This is a genomic window from Streptomyces sp. NPDC091682 (assembly GCF_044756625.1).
Lineage (GTDB): Bacteria > Actinomycetota > Actinomycetes > Streptomycetales > Streptomycetaceae > Streptomyces.
Map to the genome: position 1 here is coordinate 1 of NZ_JBIVTH010000049.1, position 17,846 is coordinate 17,846.

The 17,846-nt window shown below is 69.7% G+C and carries 14 protein-coding genes; 7 read left to right on the forward strand and 7 right to left on the reverse strand.

From position 1 onward, the window contains the following. Positions 1-751: 751 nt before the first annotated feature. Positions 752-1,351: a TIGR03086 family metal-binding protein gene (locus ACIQK6_RS42400; protein ID WP_402697739.1), complete on the reverse strand. Its 600-nt coding sequence runs from the start codon at positions 1,349-1,351 to the stop codon at positions 752-754. Positions 1,352-1,678: 327 nt separating this feature from the next. Between ACIQK6_RS42400 and ACIQK6_RS42405 the strand changes: the two genes are divergently transcribed. Continuing rightward, a complete protein-coding gene (locus ACIQK6_RS42405) occupies positions 1,679-2,083 on the forward strand; it encodes a hypothetical protein (protein WP_402697741.1) in 405 nt (134 codons plus the stop codon). A 62-nt stretch (positions 2,084-2,145) separates the two neighbouring features. Here ACIQK6_RS42405 and ACIQK6_RS42410 read toward each other — a convergent pair whose 3' ends face one another. After that, positions 2,146-2,373, reverse strand: coding sequence for a hypothetical protein (locus ACIQK6_RS42410; protein ID WP_329106687.1), 228 nt, complete (start codon positions 2,371-2,373; stop codon positions 2,146-2,148). Between the two features lie 890 nt (positions 2,374-3,263). Further along, complete coding sequence (locus tag ACIQK6_RS42415; protein WP_329106685.1) at positions 3,264-3,806, reverse strand: hypothetical protein; 543 nt, start codon at positions 3,804-3,806, stop codon at positions 3,264-3,266. Between the two features lie 501 nt (positions 3,807-4,307). Between ACIQK6_RS42415 and ACIQK6_RS42420 the strand changes: the two genes are divergently transcribed. After that, positions 4,308-5,207, forward strand: a complete 900-nt coding sequence (locus ACIQK6_RS42420; protein WP_402697744.1) for an acyl-CoA thioester hydrolase/BAAT C-terminal domain-containing protein — start codon at positions 4,308-4,310, stop codon at positions 5,205-5,207. Positions 5,208-5,768: 561 nt separating this feature from the next. Then, on the forward strand, positions 5,769-6,320 hold the full coding sequence (locus tag ACIQK6_RS42425; RefSeq protein ID WP_329106680.1) for a GNAT family N-acetyltransferase: 552 nt from the start codon (positions 5,769-5,771) through the stop codon (positions 6,318-6,320). A 142-nt stretch (positions 6,321-6,462) separates the two neighbouring features. On the opposite strand, the gene ACIQK6_RS42430 is transcribed toward ACIQK6_RS42425, so the two are convergent. The 4 genes from ACIQK6_RS42430 to ACIQK6_RS42445 form a co-directional block, all read right to left on the reverse strand. Continuing rightward, entirely contained in the window at positions 6,463-7,314 is an 852-nt protein-coding gene (locus ACIQK6_RS42430; protein ID WP_329106678.1) for an alpha/beta fold hydrolase, read from the reverse strand. Further along, positions 7,311-7,823, reverse strand: a complete 513-nt coding sequence (locus tag ACIQK6_RS42435) for a MarR family winged helix-turn-helix transcriptional regulator (protein WP_329106676.1) — start codon at positions 7,821-7,823, stop codon at positions 7,311-7,313. Before ACIQK6_RS42435 ends, ACIQK6_RS42430 begins: the two co-directional genes overlap by 4 nt. A 198-nt stretch (positions 7,824-8,021) precedes the next feature. Next, a complete protein-coding gene (locus ACIQK6_RS42440; RefSeq protein WP_329106674.1) occupies positions 8,022-9,185 on the reverse strand; it encodes a serine hydrolase domain-containing protein in 1,164 nt (387 codons plus the stop codon). Positions 9,186-9,327: 142 nt separating this feature from the next. Then, the gene (locus ACIQK6_RS42445) at positions 9,328-10,335 is read right to left on the reverse strand and encodes a hypothetical protein (protein WP_329106672.1); all 1,008 of its coding nucleotides are present in this window, start codon (positions 10,333-10,335) and stop codon (positions 9,328-9,330) included. A 266-nt stretch (positions 10,336-10,601) separates the two neighbouring features. Here ACIQK6_RS42445 and ACIQK6_RS42450 point away from each other — a divergent pair, with 266 nt between their 5' ends. The 4 genes from ACIQK6_RS42450 to ACIQK6_RS42465 all read left to right on the forward strand — a co-directional run bounded on the left by ACIQK6_RS42450 (position 10,602) and on the right by ACIQK6_RS42465 (position 17,425). Further along, a complete protein-coding gene (locus tag ACIQK6_RS42450) occupies positions 10,602-11,330 on the forward strand; it encodes a DUF480 domain-containing protein (RefSeq protein ID WP_402697748.1) in 729 nt (242 codons plus the stop codon). 718 nt (positions 11,331-12,048) lie between these two features. Beyond that, positions 12,049-13,410: a bifunctional o-acetylhomoserine/o-acetylserine sulfhydrylase gene (locus ACIQK6_RS42455; RefSeq protein WP_402697750.1), complete on the forward strand. Its 1,362-nt coding sequence runs from the start codon at positions 12,049-12,051 to the stop codon at positions 13,408-13,410. Continuing rightward, the gene (locus tag ACIQK6_RS42460; protein ID WP_329108259.1) at positions 13,407-14,594 is read left to right on the forward strand and encodes a homoserine O-acetyltransferase; all 1,188 of its coding nucleotides are present in this window, start codon (positions 13,407-13,409) and stop codon (positions 14,592-14,594) included. The genes ACIQK6_RS42455 and ACIQK6_RS42460 overlap by 4 nt, the downstream gene beginning before the upstream one ends. A gap of 1,214 nt (positions 14,595-15,808) precedes the next feature. Continuing rightward, on the forward strand, positions 15,809-17,425 hold the full coding sequence (locus ACIQK6_RS42465) for an alpha/beta hydrolase (RefSeq protein ID WP_402697752.1): 1,617 nt from the start codon (positions 15,809-15,811) through the stop codon (positions 17,423-17,425). Positions 17,426-17,846: the final 421 nt, after the last annotated feature.

A 17,846-nucleotide genomic window follows, 5' to 3' on the forward strand; every position in this document is an offset into this window, starting at 1 on the left:
GGGGCCTGTCAGGGACTACTACCCCGGTTCGTATGTGACGTGGACCCTATGGGGCGGGTCACCCCCGAGACACCCGAATCTCACCGACCGTGATCAGCCGAACCCCTCTCGAGCACGACCAGCCGGCAACCAGAACCACCTAACGACCAAAGCGAGACGGGCCGACTGCGGGAAGTGAGGGTCTTGGCGAGGGGTGCAGATACGACGTGCAGGCGGGTTTCTAAAGGCTCCTCCAGATCGGCTCACGGGTACTGGGGAAGACGCCGAAAACGGTGGCGGACATCTGTGAGCCCTTCGGGCTGGGCGGCGAAAGAGCTGCCCTCCATCAGGCCGAGCTTCACGAACGGGTGCACACGGAGTCCAAGTACGGGCGACGCGCCTGGTGCTGTGAGGATCAGGATGGTTGGGCGAGGACGACGGCTCGCAAGAAGGCGGAGGAAGCTCGGCCGTACGGCCGGCCTTTGATCAGTTTGGTGCGGGTGACCTGCCCCTCGGCGGCGCCGGAGCTCCAGGGGAGCGTCAGGCCGTTCACAACGGCGTCCCAGTCGATCCGGAGGAAGGCCGCGAAGCCCTTGATCAGCCGTGGACCTTGATCGCGGGCAGGGCCCTCCAGCTGGTGGGGTCGCGACCTCGACGTTCGCGGGCGGTAGCACTGTGCTCGGGCCGGGTGTTCTGCGTTCAGGGCGCAGCCGCCACGTCCAGGCCGGACGGGCCGGACGGGCCGGACGTTGCGCGGGCCGGGCGCTCTGCGTCACGGGGGCGGCGGCGTCCAGGCCGGGTCGCGCCCGCTCAGTCCAATGGCCCGGTCCAGCAGTGGGGCGTCCTCAGGCACGGGCACGACGGCCCCGAAAACGCCCCCGTCGCGGCCATCCTCCCGCGCGGCCGCCAGCAGAAAGGCGTGCGAGGCGCGCAGCGCCACCTGATCGGGTACATACTGCTGACCGGTCGCCCGGGCCACGTCCCATCCGTGCACCACCAGCTCGTCAACGGCCACCACCCCCGCAACGGGGCCGGGCAGGTCCACACCACCCGCCCGGGTCATACCGGTCCAGGCGGCCGGGTCCTGCCAGGCCTCCGCCAGTTCGCCAAGGACCCTGGGCAGGTCCTCACGCCAGCGGGCGGGTAGAGGGTGCGCGGCCTGGCCGGGAGGCGTGTCGGTCGTGGCGCCGAGGTCTTTGCGGGCGGCGTCACGGAAAGCGATGGAGAGGCTTGCTAAGTGACCCAGCAGGTCGCCGACCGTGTACGCGGGACACGGCGTCCGGCCGGCGAGTAGCGCATCAGGGACGGCGGCTGCAAGACGGGCCACGATCCGGGCCTGCGGTCCGAGATCGAAGGCCGCCGTACCGGTCATCTGCCGCTCCTCCCGGATGGTGGATCTGCAGGCTAAGGGCTGCCCCGTACTCCTTGGTGGATCGGCGCGCGACCTCAGATGCGGCACCCCCGCAAGGCGGAGGGATGCCCCCCATACGGGAGGGGCATACGGGTGCTCCGAGAACCCGGGGATCCCCGGACAAAGTCTGGGAGGGGCAGGTTCCGTAGCCGTCGTCGGGCATCCGCCGGAAACTACGGGCGGCAGGCCCGTACGCGTCAACGCACGAACGGGCGAACTCGATCCCCGGACGGACCGGCGCGCCCCGCTCGACGTGCCCACCCCCACGACGGAGGATGAGGGACTGTGATGACAGTCCTGGTAGTCGGCGTAGCGGAAGGCGCGGAGCTGGAGCTGCTGCGGTCGCGGATCCAGCGCAACCCCCACTTCCGGGTCATCTCCTACGCCCACACACCCGACGTCGCTCTCGCGCACGCCCGGGTGCTACTCCCCGACATCACCGTGCTCACGCTGTCCGGCGGCTTCCGTGACGACCCGGCCGCGCTCGGCGTGTTCCAGGGGGTACGCGCCCTTGACCCGCCCAGCGGGGTGGCGCTCCGCACCAGAGCGGGGGCAGCCCCCGGCGATCTCGACGTCGCCTGCGCCGACGGAGCCGTCCACCTCGTCCGCGCAGGTGACGAGGAAGGGCTGATGCGGGCCCTGCGCACCATCGGGCTACGCCGCGCGACCTGCGACCCGGACGAAATGCCCTGACCCTCCGCTCCCCTGCGCGAGGGTGTACGAACGGGGCGGACGGTACGGCGTCCGGCGCCGCGTCAGGCGAAGCGCTCGGGACGGGTACGGCCGAGCAGGTTGCCGTGGCCGTCGCGAAACCATGATGTGGGCCCTGTCCCCCACTGGATTCCGGCGTAGGCGACCTTGAGCGCCAACTGACCGGGGCCGGGCACGGGCTCATCGAGTTCAGCGACGCGGTAGCGGTCCTCGGCACCAAGAAGAACAGCCTTCCTGGTCACACCATGGAAAGCCCGGTCGAGGAGTCCCACTTGGCATTGCCGCAGCGTAGGGCGGTTCCGGCAACTGTCATGGGCTCGGGCTCAGTCCCGTTCGGCGGGCTTGGCGCCTGTCCAGTGGTGGGCGGGTCGTCGGTAGGGCCGACCGGTGACAACTTCGAGACCGACGTCGTGGTGCGTGGCACGCGGTAGGTTTTTCGAGCCGGGCGGCCGTCCGGGACCTGGGCGGGAGGGCTTGGGAACATCAGCTGGCGAGGGCAGCCGCGCATGGAGGTTCCTAAACCCGCGACAGACGCGGGCCGAGGCGCACGGCGTCCAAGTTCTCGGTCCAGGATTCGGCCGATCTCGGCGCGGCTACGAACGGGTAAGGCCAGCCGGGGATCTTCCGGTGCTCGCTCGTCCCCGCCCGTAGGTGTGGCAGAACGGGCGGTCCGGCGAGGTCGCGGCTCCCGGCCAGAGAGCGCCGCAGTCGGGCGAGGTCTGGGCGACCTCAATGGAGAGCACACTAGAGGGCCCCGCTACCACGATGGCGTTCCGGACTGAGCGGGAGATCGACCAGACCGTCAGAGGACAGCAGCGCGTCCGTCAGCGCCAACAAGGGGTCCGCCCGTCCAGTCATCGGCGCGGCGCGTACGGCTCCGCCCGGAAGCGTGACAGCAACGCGAACGCCTCACACTCGCGCTCCCCACCCAGCGGGCTGGTCCGCACGGCCTCCCACCGCTTCACGTGCGCTCCTTGATCGGATGCGCAGGATCAGGCAGAGGCCACCCTCACGTCCGGTGAACCCCCAGGTGAGGGAGCAAGTACCAGCCGCTGTTCGAGGGCATGGGTTACGGCCAGCTGAGCTTGTTCTTCATCCTCCCGTTCCGTCGCAGAACGTGCTCATCGAAGTCCGAGCACCGGTACGGCAAGGACCGTGCCCTCTAGAAATAGGAGGCAATGAGGTTGCGGTCCACCGTGATGCTGCGGCGGTCCAGGGGTGGCAGACCCAGGTGATCACTGATCAGTTGGGTCAGACGCTCCTCATAGTTCCGGTCCTCGTAGCCCAGCCCGGCGGTTGTGATGAGGGATGCCAACTCGTTGGGCCAGTACTCCCCTACGTGGCCGGGATTCTCGTAGTCAATGCAGGACCGGACCTGGCCGCTTCTGTAGTGGTACGCCTTGGGACCGTGTGCCTTGGCGATACACGGATTGGGCTCGAACACCACCAGCTCGGCCCCGGCAGGGCACAGCTTGCGGTAGTCGATCAGATCGAAGTCGTCGCCGTTGTACATGTGATGCACGATCACCCCCCACTCGCCCAGCCCGACGCTGCTGCCCTGTGCGAACGGCGGCCGGTGCTGCGCGATCAGCCCTTCCGCCATGTCGGTCAGGCTGACGCCCTTGAAGTACACCAGCACGGTTTCGTCCTCGAACCGCGTCTCTTCCAACCAGGCGATGACGCCGCTTCCGATCCAACCTGTCATGCCCCGCACCGTAATCGACACCACTGACATTGATACTCGTAGCGGGTTCCGGTGGTCGTGGCTCTGCCACTGACTGACACCCCTGCCCTCAGGGCACCACCCCGCTTTCGTGCAGTGGCCACGGTGGGTGACGACTGAGCGTCTCCGGACGATATGCGAAGTCGCCCGTCGTCGTGATCGAGGCCGAGCGGTTCGTCCATACCGAGCACTGACTGCGGCGCGAGGGGTTCGCGCCGCCTCAGTTCTGGACCCGAGCGGACACGTAGGCCGGTTCTCCCGGCGGCTGTTGGGGTGGTCGGCCGGCGCGTCTCGAACGGTTCCTCGGGCAGCGGCATCAGTAGCGGTTCTCCGAATGCGAAGTACTCCGCGACCGTTTTGGTCTCCTCGCTCGCCGGGGTGAACGAGATGGTCGCAGACCTCGGGTCCGCGGGACTCCTCCAATAGGCGAGTCTCGATGTCAGGTCTCCGACTGCCTTTGAGAAGCTGTCCAGGACACTCTTGTTGACCGCGAAGCGCAGAGCTGGGGAGCCCGTGGACGTTGTTGAGCACGACCTGAACCATCCCTGGGAAGGCGTTCTCGCTGCTCCTACCCATGGCAGTGACGTCGGCGTCCTGGTGCTAGCCGGTTCCAGCGGACGCATCGAACGCGAGCGAGCACGTCTCCTCGCTCAGCAGGGCATCGTGGCTCTGTCCATCCGCTGGTTCGGCGGGCCAGGGCAGTCTCCGGGAATCTGTGAGATCCCCTTGGAAACCTTCACCGCTGCGGTGGACTTCCTCACCGCGAACGGGGTACGACGCATCGGCATCCTCGGTGTCTCCAAGGGTGCTGAAGCAGCTCTGCTCACGGCCGTGCACGACCCGCGCGTGGACGTTGTCATCGCGCTGTCGCCCACATCCCGAGTCTGGTGCAATGTGGGTCCGGGCCCCGATGGGCAACAGCGCCCGTACCGGTCTTCCTGGACCTGGCAGGGGCGCCCCTTGCCCTTCGTCCCGATGGATGACTCCTGGGCCCCCGTCAACCACGGCAGTGGTCCGGTCGCCATCCGCGGCTGGTACGAACTCAGCGAGCGCAGCTTCGCTCACCTGCTCCCTCCGGCAGAGATCCCCGTCGACAAGGCCCGGGCTGACCTGGTGCTCGTCGCCGGCGGCGACGACGCGATGTGGCCTTCGCTCCGCTTCGCAGAACAACTGGCAGAACGACGACGCTCAGCCGGGACCACCGCGCACCTCATCGCCCGCCACGATGCCGGCCACCGACCGCGCCTTCCGGGCGAGAGCCTGGCGCCCGCCTCCCCGCATTTCCTGTACGGGGGCACGCCCGAAGCCGACGTGCTCCTGGGGGAGGCTGCGTGGCCGCACATCCTCGACAAGCTCGTCGGAACAACTCCCTCCAGTTGCTGACCGCCGTCAGGAGGCTTCTTCGTCGAGTCGGCTGAGGAGTCTGTCGAAGATCTACTCCCGTGCGATCTGCCCTTCGGCCGCCGTGTCGTCCCACTGGCGTTCGAAGGTATGGCGGAACTTGGCCGTCTCCGCCCCCTCTGCGTCGGCCGGCAGCTGGCGCGCGGGGCGTCCTAGAGTGACTCGACGTTCTCCGAGACGGCGAAGTACTCGTCGGCGACGGTGCGGGGCTGCGAGCCGGGCGTAAACACGTGGCATCGAGAGTGGCCGGGCGCCGGTGGCCGGTGGCCGGTGACCGAGTAGTGCTGCGATGGCTTCCAGGGACATGCCCCGATCGATCGCCTGGACGGCCAGCGTGTGCCACAGCTGGTGCGGCGTGACCAGCCGAGTCCGGCCTACTGCGCGGCTCCGCGGACCGCGGCTTCGATGCGAGAGGCATTGACGGGGCGGCCGTGGTCGGTGGACAGCGGGAACGAACTCAACCACAGGCCTGCGGCTCGCAGCTGACGCCTCCGCTCTCCTTTTCGATCGCCTGCGGCTCGATGGCCGCGTTAGGTTGACGCCATGACCGAACTACGAACCGAACGCCTCGTCCTTCGCGGGTGGCGCGACAGCGACCTCGCCCCATGGGCGGCGATGAACGCCGACGCCGAAGTCCGCGAACACTTTCAGGATGTACTCACACGCGAGCAGAGCGAAGGGGCAGCAGCCCGCTTCCAAGCCGATCTCGACCGGCGAGGCTGGGGCTGGTGGGCGGTAGAGGTCGCGGCGACGGGCGAGTTCATCGGCTTCACGGGCCTCGATCCGGTCGACGAGGACATGCCCGTCACGGGGGTCGAGGTGGGCTGGCGCCTGGCCCGCACGGCCTGGGGGCACGGATACGCAACCGAAGCCGCCCTGGCAGCGCTGGATTTCGGCTTCGACTCCCTCGCCCTGCCGGAGATCCTGGCCATCACCACAGCCACCAACCTCCGCTCCCGGGCGGTCATGCAACGCCTGGGCATGACCCATGACCCCGCCGAGGACCACGACGACATGAGCGTCCCTGCCGGCCCGCTACGCCTGAACGTCGTCTACCGGATCTCGGCAGGTGAACGGCAGCCCAGCGCGCGGTAGGCCGACCCGACCGCACGAGACGTTCAACCGCGACACGGGCCGCCACCGCCACCCGCACAGGACCAGCAGTACGGGCGCGGCGGCCGGGGGCCCGACAGCGGCCCCGCGCGTCACCGCGCGCGCAGCCGCCGCCGGACCGTGGTCAGCCGAGGCCGATCACGGGCGCGAGGAAGGACTCGACCGCGAGGTTGAAGAGTTCCGTGCTCTCGAGGTTGACCATGTGGGCAGCCGACGGGAGGCGTTGGTGACGGGCACCGGGAACGTCTTGGGCGATGGCCCGAGCGTGGGAGGAGATGTCGCTGCTGTCGAGTTCTCCATCGAGGACCAAGGTGGGCACGGCGATGGCGGCCAGCCGGTCCGCTGCCCCGATCTCTCCGGGTACACCCGCCCCGAGGCCACCGGCGTGCCGGACGACGTTTGCGGTTGCCGACGCGCGCATCCGCTCGCGCAGGTCGGGGTCGACCTGGGAGGGCTGACGGAACGGCCCGTCCACCCACATCCGGAGAAAGTGCTCCACGAACCGCTGCGCACCGCCTGCCCGGTCACCCACCGCGGCCATCTGCTGTGCGGTGTGGTGCGCGACGTACGGGTCGGTGAACGGCCGGCCGCTCACCCCGGGTGAGGCGAGGACCAGTGCCGAGACGCTTTCCGGATGGGCCAACGTCATGTCCAGGGCGGTCCGGGCACCGAGGGAAAGCCCGATGAGCGTGGCGCAAGGGACATCGAGGTGGGTGAGCAGGGCCTGCACATCGTCATGGTGGGCGTAGTCCTGAGTGACCGTGGAGGAACGCCCGTGCCCGCGGGCATCAAAGCGGACGACGTGGTACCCCTGGCCCGCGAGCCACGAGAACTGCTCGTCCCACATGTTCAGGTCGAGCATGCCGCCGTGCAGAAGTATGACGGTGGGGCCTTCGCCTGCCGACTCGTAGAAGAGCTCGCCCGCCTCGATGGGTAAGGTGCCGGCCGTAACAGGATGAATCCGCGTGTGTGTCATGGTGTGTCGTCTCCTCGGTCCTTCGGGGGCGGCTGGGCGTCTTGCGCGAGCTCCTTGAATTCCTCGCCGAGGCGGCGGAGTACTTTCAAGGCCGTCGTGACGTCACCTGCGGAAAGGTCGGCCAGGCGGCGCCGCAGTTCGGCGTCCTCGGCTTCCTGGATGCTGCTGATGGTGGCCTCCCCCTTCGGGGTGAGCCTGATCAGGTGCGAGCGCCGGTGCTCCGGGTTCGGGGCGCTCTCGGTCAGCCCCAGGGCCGTCGCATCGTTCACCAGACGCTGGACCGGCTGCCGGTCCAGGCCCAGCAGACGGGCCAGTTGAGGGACGGTTCGAGGGCCGCCCCTGCGCAACTCGTCGATCACCGCGTGCTGACCGGCCGTCATGCCCGTGCCCACCAGCTCCCGCTCCACGGCACGCACGATCGTACGGTGGAGCGGCCACAGGCTGCGGATGACTTCGTACAGCAGGAACCCGACCGGGGGCTCGTCATTCGTACGCTGAACGCCACTCATGGTGTCATCATGACATCTTTGATGTCATCGTAGCTAGGTTCGAAGCGACAGAGCCCGAACGCGTCCACTCGTACGCGACTGGGCGTACGAGTGGACGCGGTCCGGGCCGGACGCGACTGCCTGCACGCGTCCGGCCCGCAGAAGGACGGGGGCCGGCGGAACCCTCCGCCGTACGGGCACTGCCGGCTGTCGGCGCCGTCAGCTCCCGCCGGCCGCCGTCGCCGCGCCGAACTCGGTGGTGAGGATGTCGCCGAAGACGCCCAGGCCGCTCCAGTCGCCGTTGACCTGGCTGGTGAGCAGGTGCTTGCCGTCACGGGAGCCCATGGCGCAGGTCCACGAGCCGTACGTCGCACCCGCGTTGCCCCAGACCGTGACGCCGGACGGCAGCGCCCAGGAGAAGACGCCCAGGCCGTACCGGGTGCCGGGGATCCACGGGACGGGTCCCGCGGTGTCGACGGTGGTGAACATCTCCTGCTGCTGCTCGGCCGGCACCAGGTGGCCCTGGAGCAGTGCGCCGAAGAAGCGCTGCAGGTCGCGCGTAGTCGAGATGACGCCGCCTGCCGCCCAGGCGAAGGACTGGTTCATCTCGGTCGCGTCGTGGACCTCGGGTCGGGCGTCGGAGGCGAAGAGGGTGGAGTAGTGCCGGGGGTGCGGCCCTCGGATGGTCGGTTCCGTGCCCGGCAGGTAGGTTCCGGTGAGCCCCAGGGGGCGGGCGATCCGCTGGATGAGCGCATCGGCCAACGTCACGCCCGTGACCTTCTCGAAGATCAGGCCGGCCAGGAAGTAGTTGGTGTTGGAGTACAGGAAGGCTTCCCCCGGAGCGAAGGACGGTGGGGTGGCCAGGCCGATCCTGATCAACTGCTCGGGGGCGTAGGTGTCGTAGCGGTGCTCGAACCAGGCCGCACCGATGCCCTTCGTGAAGAACTGCTCGTCGTTGCCGTAGTTGAAGATGCCGCTGGTGTGGTTGAGCAACTGCCTGATGGTGACCGCACGGCCGTCGTAGCCGTTGCCCGCCACCATCCCGGGCAGCCATTGCTCCACCGTGTCATCAAGGCCCAACCTGCCCTCGGCCGCCAACTGCAGGACCAGCGTGGCCGTGAACGCCTTCGTCGTGCTCCCGATCCGGAACCGCTCGCCCGGCCGGCGCTCGTCCCCGGTCCCGGTGTCCGAGACGCCTGCCGAGCCGAACCACGGACCGTGGCCGTCTCGTACGTCGACGACGACGCCGGGAGCGCCTCCCGGGGCGGCGGCGCGGTCCAGGACCTGCTGCAGTGCGGCGCGGGCGGGGGTGGTGGTGACGTCCGCCGCGGGGACCGCCGGCGTGCCCTCTGCGATCGCCTCGGGGGAAGAGTGACGGGTCATGTCGGTGTTCCTTTCGGGAGTTCGGGTTCGGTGGGTCGGTGGGTCGGTGGGTGGGTTGGTGGGTGGGTTGGTGGGTGGGTTGGTGGGTTGGTTGGTGGGTTGGTGGGTCGGTTGGTCGGTTGGTCGGGCCAGCGACGTGGCGTCAGCGCGCCAGGTGGGCGGGCTCGGGAATTCCGGTCGGTCGCGCCGTGGCACGCTCGGCCGTGGCGCGTTTGGCGGTCACGATCACTCGTGCGGTGGTCCCGACCGTGAGCAGCAGCACCGCGATGAGGGCGAGGAGGGTGGCGGCATCCGGATGGATCAGGGACTGTCCGCGCCACGCCTGCCAGGTCACCACCGCGACCAGACCCGTGTAGCCGAGGGCCGCACTGCCGACCAGGCGGGCCCGTACCTTCTCGTCGCGCAGCCAGACGCGCTCGGCGGCCAGGGCGGCCAGTACCGCGGCGATCAGGAGGAGCACCTGGATGCCGTGCAGGGCGAAGAAGTGCGGAACCCGGAAGTCGCCCCCGGTCACGCTCCAGTTGGTGAGGGGCATGCCGTGGCCGTCGGGGTCGCCGATGCCATGGCCCTGGTACATCTGCACGGAGTGGCCGTTGGCGTCGGTCACCGTACGGGAGTGGATCTCCGTGACCATCCAGAAGACCGGTACGACCATGCCGAAGGTGGCGAGTGCGAGACCGGAGCGGATGGCGCGGTTCAGCGCGGCTCCGCCCGTGCGCTGGATCAGGACGACGACCGCGAGGACCAACTGCGCGATGACGATGACCATCACGCCGAAGGTGAGGAGGGGGACCATGGCCAGAGTGACCGGGTCGGTCTGGTCCGCGTTGAAATGGCTGAAGGTGCCGCGCGCCGCCTGGGCAGTGATGGCGCCCACCTCCACGGTGGCGGCCACCGCGAAGACGGTGCCCAGCAAGCGCCCCAGCCGCCTGCCCCTGGTCAGCTTGGTCAGCAGCCATGCCAGCGTGCCCGAGTAGAGGCCGAAGGCGAATCCGAACTTGAGCGGCTTCACCCATACCGACTCGTCCAGCAGCGTCCGCCCGTCGACGAAGGTTCCGACGCCGGAAACGAGCACCAGACCGAACATGAGGACGGCGCAGACCACCAGCGGCCGGTGCCAGGCACGCACGGGTGTGAGTAAGGACGTCATGAGGGCTCCGATCAGGGTGACGAGCAGCCCTCGACCGGGCCGACTCGGGTTCGCATCGCTCGTTCGCGAATGACTAAAAGCTAAATTGCTTTCACTATTTCGTCAATCGAAAAAGTGACCCGTTCAGCAAGCATGCAGGTCAGAGCCGAAAACTATTGCAATGACAATGAGGTCGAATGCAAAAGTCGCCGAGGCGTCACTTGCAATGACCTGGCTGCGAAAGCAATACTGGCCGCACACGCGGAACCGATACGGAGGCAATGGCGATGCCCGGAGGCAGACTGACCCACCACGAACGGCAATCAATCGCCGAGGGGTTGAGGGAAGGGCTCAGCTACACCGACATCGCCGGGCGCCTGGGCAGGCCCATCTCCACCGTCACCCGAGAGGTGGCCCGCAACGGCGGCCCCGCCGCCTATCGGGCCGACGCGGCCCATCGCGCCACCACAGGGCGCGCCCGCCGCCGCAAGCAGCCCGCGGCCCCGGCCGCTTCCCCGAGCGCGGGCGGCACGCACGGACGCGACCCCCAGGCAGTCCTCGAACTGGAGGAACAGTTCACGGCGATGATGGTCGGTACAGGTCTCCCGCGGATGACCGCCCGAGTGCTGACGTGCCTGTACGTCACCGATGGAGGCAGCCTGACCGCCACCGAGCTCGCTCAGCGCCTCCAGGTCAGCCCGGCATCCGTCTCCAAAGCCGTCGGCGAACTCGAACAGCAGGAACTCATCAGGCGCGAACGCGACACCGGTCGACGACGCGACCGGTACGTCATCGACGCCGATGCCTGGTTCCGGGGCTGGATGGCCAGCGCCCGTCAGAACGCCCTGCTGGCCGACTTCGCCCTTCGTGGCGCCCAGGTCCTCGGCGCCACGACACCCGCCGGCACCCGGATGCAAGACATAGGCCACTTCTTCGAGCACGTTGGCCGGACCATGATCGAGGCAGCCAAGCAATGGCGGCAGGCCGACGCCGCGAGGCGGAACACGTCCGACTGAGGTGCTGGAGGACACCTTCGGTCCGCCGATCGACCGACCGGAGGTGTCGCACCACCCTGCCTGCCCTCGGGCGAAGCGCCGCCCGTGGACGCTGCTCGGGACAGAACCCGGGCGTGGCGAGGCCCGTGCGCCCGGTCACGAACGCGACGGCGCGCTTCCCGTTCGACATGCGGCTGTCCGTCATATGGCGTGACTCGATGGGTAGTTGCGGGAGGCAGGCAGGGTCGGCGGATGGCGCTCGTCCCGCACCGGGTCAGGTGGCCATCTCACCGGTTTGACTGAAACACCTGGTGCATCCCGCCCCGCCTGTGGTTATCTGGGCCCATGACCGTACTCGTGACCCGTCGCCACGTCGACTACGTGCGTGTCACGACCACGGGTTGTCCCGTCACCAACTGACGCGGCGCCGCGCGGCATAGATCCGCGCCCTCCACCCTCGCACCCCACGTACCCGCCGTACACAGTCACGCCCTCCCTCGTGACCGTTGCGGCGGTGGCGAGGGTTGCCGCCACGGCTGCCGGACGGGAACCGTTCGATGCCGGGGCGCGATTGCACGGTGAACACCCCGACGCGCCGCCCACGCCGCCTCTCCCTGTCCGCGCCCACACCTAGGGGCGCCGTACCTCCCTTCCGCACACCTGTGGCCAGTTAACGGTTGCCGGTTGCCGGTTGCCGGTTGCCGCCACGCTGTTCACCCTCATCTCCGAGGAGACACCCATGACCCAGCCCATCGATGCCGTCACCGCAGGTCACACCCCCGAGAGCGAGCCCTCCGGAGCCGGGACGCCGGACTGGTCGTTCGAGACCAAACAGCTCCACGCCGGCACCACCCCCGACCCGGCGACCGGCGCCCGCGCGGTCCCGATCTACCAGACCACCTCGTTCGTCTTCCGTGACACCCAGCACGCCGCCGACCTCTTCTCCCTGGCCGAACCCGGCAACATCTACACCCGCATCCACAACCCGACCCAGGACGCCCTCGAACAGCGCATCGCCGCCCTCGAAGGCGGTGTCGCCGCCGTCGCCCTCGCCTCGGGGCAGGCCGCGGAGACCCTCGCTCTCCTGAACGTCGCCTCGGCCGGCGATCACATCGTCTCCAGCGCCTCCCTCTACGGCGGCACGTACAACCTGTTCCGGCACACCCTGCCGAAGTTCGGCATCGAGGTGTCCTTCGTCGAGGACCCCGACGACCTCGACGCGTGGCGGGCGGCCGTACGGCCGAACACCAAGGCACTGTTCGCGGAGACCCTCGGCAACCCGCGCGGCAACGTCCTCGACGTCCGGGGCGTGGCCGACGTCGCGCACGCGGCGGGCCTTCCGCTCATCGTCGACAACACCGTGCCCACCCCGTACCTGCTGCGCCCCATCGAGCACGGGGCGGACGTCGTCGTCCACTCGGCCACCAAGTTCCTCGGCGGGCACGGCACCACCATCGGCGGTGTGGTCGTCGACGCGGGTACCTTCGACTTCGGCGCGCACGCCGAGCGCTTCCCCGACTTCACCGAACCCGATCCCAGCTACCACGGACTGCGCTACTGGCCCGCTCTCGGAGCAGGTGCGTACGCCGTCAAGCTGCGCGTGCAGTTGCTGCGCGACCTCGGCCCCGCCATCGCACCGCACTCGGCGTTCCTGCTGCTCCACGGCGTGGAAACACTGAGCCTGCGGCTGGAGCGGCACTCGGCGAACGCCCGGGCCCTGGCGGAGTGGCTCGAACAGCGCGACGAGGTGTCGGCGGTCCACTACGCCGGCCTGCCGTCGAGCCGCTGGTACGAGGCGGCGCGCCGCTACCTGCCGCGGGGTGCCGGGGCCGTGCTCTCGTTCGAGCTACGGGGCGGCGTGGAGGCGGGCCGGCGGTTCGTGGACGGGCTGGAACTGTTCAGCCACCTCGCGAACATCGGCGATGTCCGGAGCCTCGTCATCCACCCGGCCTCCACCACCCACAGCCAGCTCGACGAGGCGCAGCTGGCCGCCACCGGCACCACCCCCGGGCTGGTGCGCCTGTCGGTCGGCATCGAGAACCCGGCCGACCTGAAGGCCGACCTGGAGGCCGGGTTCCGCGCCGCGAAGGAAGCGTCCTGAGCGCCGTCCCGGCGGCCCCGGCCACCACGGTCCCCCCTCCCGCCACCGGTGCGTGGCGGGAGGGGGACCCGCCCGGCCGCCGCCGGTGGCACCGACGCTCACGGCCGCTGGAGTTGGAGGGGGGCGGGGTGCTCCCGGGGGTGCGACTGGCGTACGAGACCTGGGGGCGGCTCGCCCCCGACCGTTCGAACGCCGTGCTCGTGCTGCACGCCCTGACCGGCGACAGCCATGTCGCGGGTGCCGCCGGACCCGGTCACCCGACCCCGGGCTGGTGGGACGCACTCATCGGCCCGGGCCGGGCACTCGACACGGACCGGTGGTTCGTGGTGGCGCCGAACGTCCTGGGCGGCTGCCAGGGAAGCACCGGGCCCGCCTCCCCGGGCCCCGGCGGGCGCCCCTGGGGCGGTTCCTTCCCACGTCTGACCCAGCGCGACCAGGTACGCGCCGAGGCCGGGCTCGCCGACGCGCTCGGCATCGAGCGCTGGGCGCTGGTCATCGGGGGCTCCATGGGCGGGATGCGGGCACTGGAGTGGGCGGTCGGTGAACCCTCGCGCTTGGCCGCGCTGTTGCTGCTCGCCTGCCCCGCGACGGCGAGCGCGGACCAGATCGCCTGGGCCACCGCGCAGATCCACGCGATCCGTGCCGACCCCCTCTGGCGGGGCGGCGACTACCACGACGCCGGACCCGGACGGGGGCCGCACACGGGACTGGGCATCGCCCGCCGCATCGCACACATCACCTACCGGTCGGCCGGGGAACTCCAGGCCCGCTTCGGACACCTACCCCAGGACGGCGAGCAGCCCCGGCTCGGCGGCCGGTACCGCGTCGAGTCCTACCTCGACCACCAGGCCTCAAAGCTCGTCCGGCGGTTCGACGCGGCCAGCTACGTCGCCCTGGCCGAGGCCATGAACACCCACGACATCGGGCGGGGTCGCGGCGGCATCCGCACCGCCCTCGGCCGGGTCACGGCCCGGACGGTGGTCGCCGGAGTGGACTCCGACCGCCTTTACCCCCTCGCTCAGCAAGAAGAACTCGCAGCCGGTATCCCTTCCGCGGACGGGGTGCGGATCATCCGCTCCCCGTACGGGCACGACGGCTTCCTGCTGGAGACCGAGCAGGTCGCCGCATTGGTGCGGGAACTCCTCGACGGCGCACCGGTCCCGCCGGCCCGCCGCACCGACTGAGGGGGCCGATCCGACTCCACACTGCTGACGAACACCTGGCGAGGGCTCCCCACGCGCTAGAGGCATCGAGGGCGGGCGGGGATCCGACGACCGTACAGCTGCCGGCTTCGTCGGATCCGACCGTTTCGCCGGGGATCGGCCGACCGTTCCGGCACCACCTCACAGCCCGACCGGTTCCGGAGCCGGAGCACTAGGTCGATCCAGCCACGGGCCTGCGACCACGGCCCGGTACGCCGGCCCGGTGCACATGGAAGAGGCGCATGTTCCACACGCTCAGCCAACCGCCCCTGCGAGAGCCACCCGTCCACCCAGACGGCCGAGCCCCACGGATGACGACTATCGATGCAGGTCTCAGGGGATCTCGGCGCAACGGGAAGCCTGGACAGGCCCATAGTGATCCGTCCCTGATCGGAGGCCCCTTCGCTGGAGCAGCCGTACGCGATCACCACCATCTGGGGGCTCAAGTCCTTGGACGGGCGTGGACCGGGGTCCGGGACGTGGCCGCGTTTTCCGCACGCGCTCAGGGCGGCGACCCCGCCCCGTCGAGGGGACCGTCCTCTCGCCCCGCCCCGCCCCGGCCCGGGCAGGCGGGCGGGCGGTGAAGGCATCGAACGGCTCGGCCTCGATGACTTCGACGGTGGCGAAGCCGACGGGGAGGGGGCTGCCTTCACCTCCTCCTCCCGGATACGGAGCACGAAGTCAAACCGCGGCGGCATCGGCCGCTCGGCCCACGGCGTGCCGTCATCGTCGGACGCGGCGATCCGGTCGGCCGGCACGCTCAGCGAACGCCGCGCCCGGTGTCGTCGACTCACGGACGTGGTCCAGGACCGCCTGCCTGGCAAGGCCCTCGCGCCAGCTCGCCCGTACCTGCTCGGCCACGGGCCACTCCACGCCTCGGCGCGGCTCGGCTCGGCCCGGCCGCCACGTCATCCTCGAACAGCGGCTCGGGGACGTTCATGAGGCAATGGTCACTCCGGACGATGGCGGACGTCGTCCGGCGTTCCGGGGTACCGCCCCGGCATCGGACGGACCAACGCGACGCGTCCCCCGACCGTGGCCCACACCGTCCCGGGCACGCCGCCCCCGGCCGCCGCGGGCCGGGGGCGTACAACTCCGGCGGTAGCCGGGAATCAACTCCTGGCGGGCCGACAGGGGCGGTGGCCGGCCGCTACGTTGTCGCCCGGTCCGCAGCATCCCTGACCGAGGAGCGCCGTATGACCCGTTCGGCCGACGACCCCCGCAAGCGCGTGATCTGGGGGATATCCCTGGTCCTGATCACGGTGACCGCCCTCCTGGGAGGAACACCCGGCCCCGCCGCGGCCGGGGCGGGGGCGACCGGGGCGGCGGGGGCGCCGCCCGTCCCGGTGCTGTCCTGGGGCCCTTGCGACGGGGCGGAGGACGGCTTCGAGTGCGCGACCGCCCGGGTACCGATGGACTACCGCCGGCCCGCCGGACCCACCCTCGCGCTCGCGGTCACCCGCCGGGCGGCGGCCGATCCGACGCGGCGCACCGGCGTCCTGATCCTGCATCCCGGGGGACCCGGCAACTCCGGTGTGAACTTCGCCCGCAACAGCTACGAAGCGCTGCCCACTTCCCTGCGCGACACTTTCGACGTCGTCGGGTACGACATGCGCGGGGTGGCGCGCAGCGGGCAGGTGGAGTGCTGGGACGACGCGCAGTACGCCGCCGCCGTCGACGGTGCGCGCGGTGCGCCCGGGCCGGGGGCCTTCACGGAGGCCCTGCGACAGGGCGCCGCCTTCGCCGCCGCCTGCCAGGAACGCTCCGGGGACCTGCTGGCGTACATCGGCACCGGGTCCAACGCCGGCGACATCGACCTGCTCCGGCAGGCCCTGGGTGAGGAGACCCTCTCCTTCTACGGCCGTTCATTCGGCAGCTACGTCGGCACCGTGTACGCCGCCCGGTTCCCGGAGCGGGTGCGTGCCATGGTCCTGGACGGGGCCTACGATCCGCGCCGCTACGCGGACATGCCCTACGCGTACGACGCCGAGCAATTCGCCGCCCTAGACGCAGCGGTAGGCCGGTTCCTGGACTGGTGCGGGCGCAACGCGGCGGCCTGCGGGTTCGGTGAGGGCCATCCACAACAGGCTTTCGAGCAGCTGAAACGAGATCTGGACGCACACCCGGTGATCACCACGAGCGGGCGCCCGGCCACCGGCTACACCCTTGCCTACCGCCTCATGTTCAACATCAACGCAGGCAAGGAAATCTGGCCCTATCTGGGGCAGGCACTGCGATCCGCCCAAGCGCGGCAGGCCTCGTTCCTCCTGTCGCCTCCCTCGCCCGCATCATTCGACTTCCTCAGCGTCAACACGGCCGTCGAGTGCGCCGACCGCCTCTATCCGAGCAGCCAGCCACTCCTGCGCACACTGATCGCCGCCGAGACCGCGTCCGCCCCACTCATGGGACCCCCCATCGCTCTCGGGCCCCCCACTTACGACCACAACCACGCACCCACCTGCGCGCAGTGGCCGACGGAACGCCCAAGCCGTTTCGAGGGCTCCTACCGGGCGGCGGGGGCCGCCCCGATCTTGGTACTCGGCACGACCGGAGACCCAGACACCCCCTACCAAGACGCCGTAACCCTGGCCAGGACGCTGGCCAGCGGCCGGCTACTCACCTTCAGCGCCGAGGGGCACACCGCCTACCACCGCAGCGCATGCATCAGCACCCTGGTCGACGCCTACCTCAGCACTCTGGCGCTGCCCGCCCGAGGCACCATCTGTGCGGACGAAACTCCCCCACAACCGCTCGACCGCCGCAGCACCTCCCCCGAGGTCGACGAAACACACGACGTGATACCCGTCCTGTAGTCAACTTGACCCGGCCCTGAAGGACCGGGACCGGAGGTGGGGCGCGGCTGGCATCGGCCGGCTGCGCCCCGTACGTGCGTCCGGGCGGCCAGCAGGCCCGGCCGCCGCTACGACCGGCTGATCCTGACAGTTCGCCATTCCATAACCCGTCGCACATGGCCCGAGCTGGACATCCTCCCGAGACCCCCTCGCCAGAGCGTTCACCTTCACTCCATTGCAACGAGCCGCATGTCGCACGTTGCGTTAAGCTCGAAACCATTGCAATGAAATCCCACTATTGACCTGCAGTGATGCAGATTCAGCGCAATGAATCTGTTGCCAATACTGCGAACGCAACGTAGCTTTTCGTTCATCAGAAACCGCGGGGCGCACGGAGCGCAGCCGCTGATGAAGGAGAAGCACCATGCAGAAGTTCGCCACC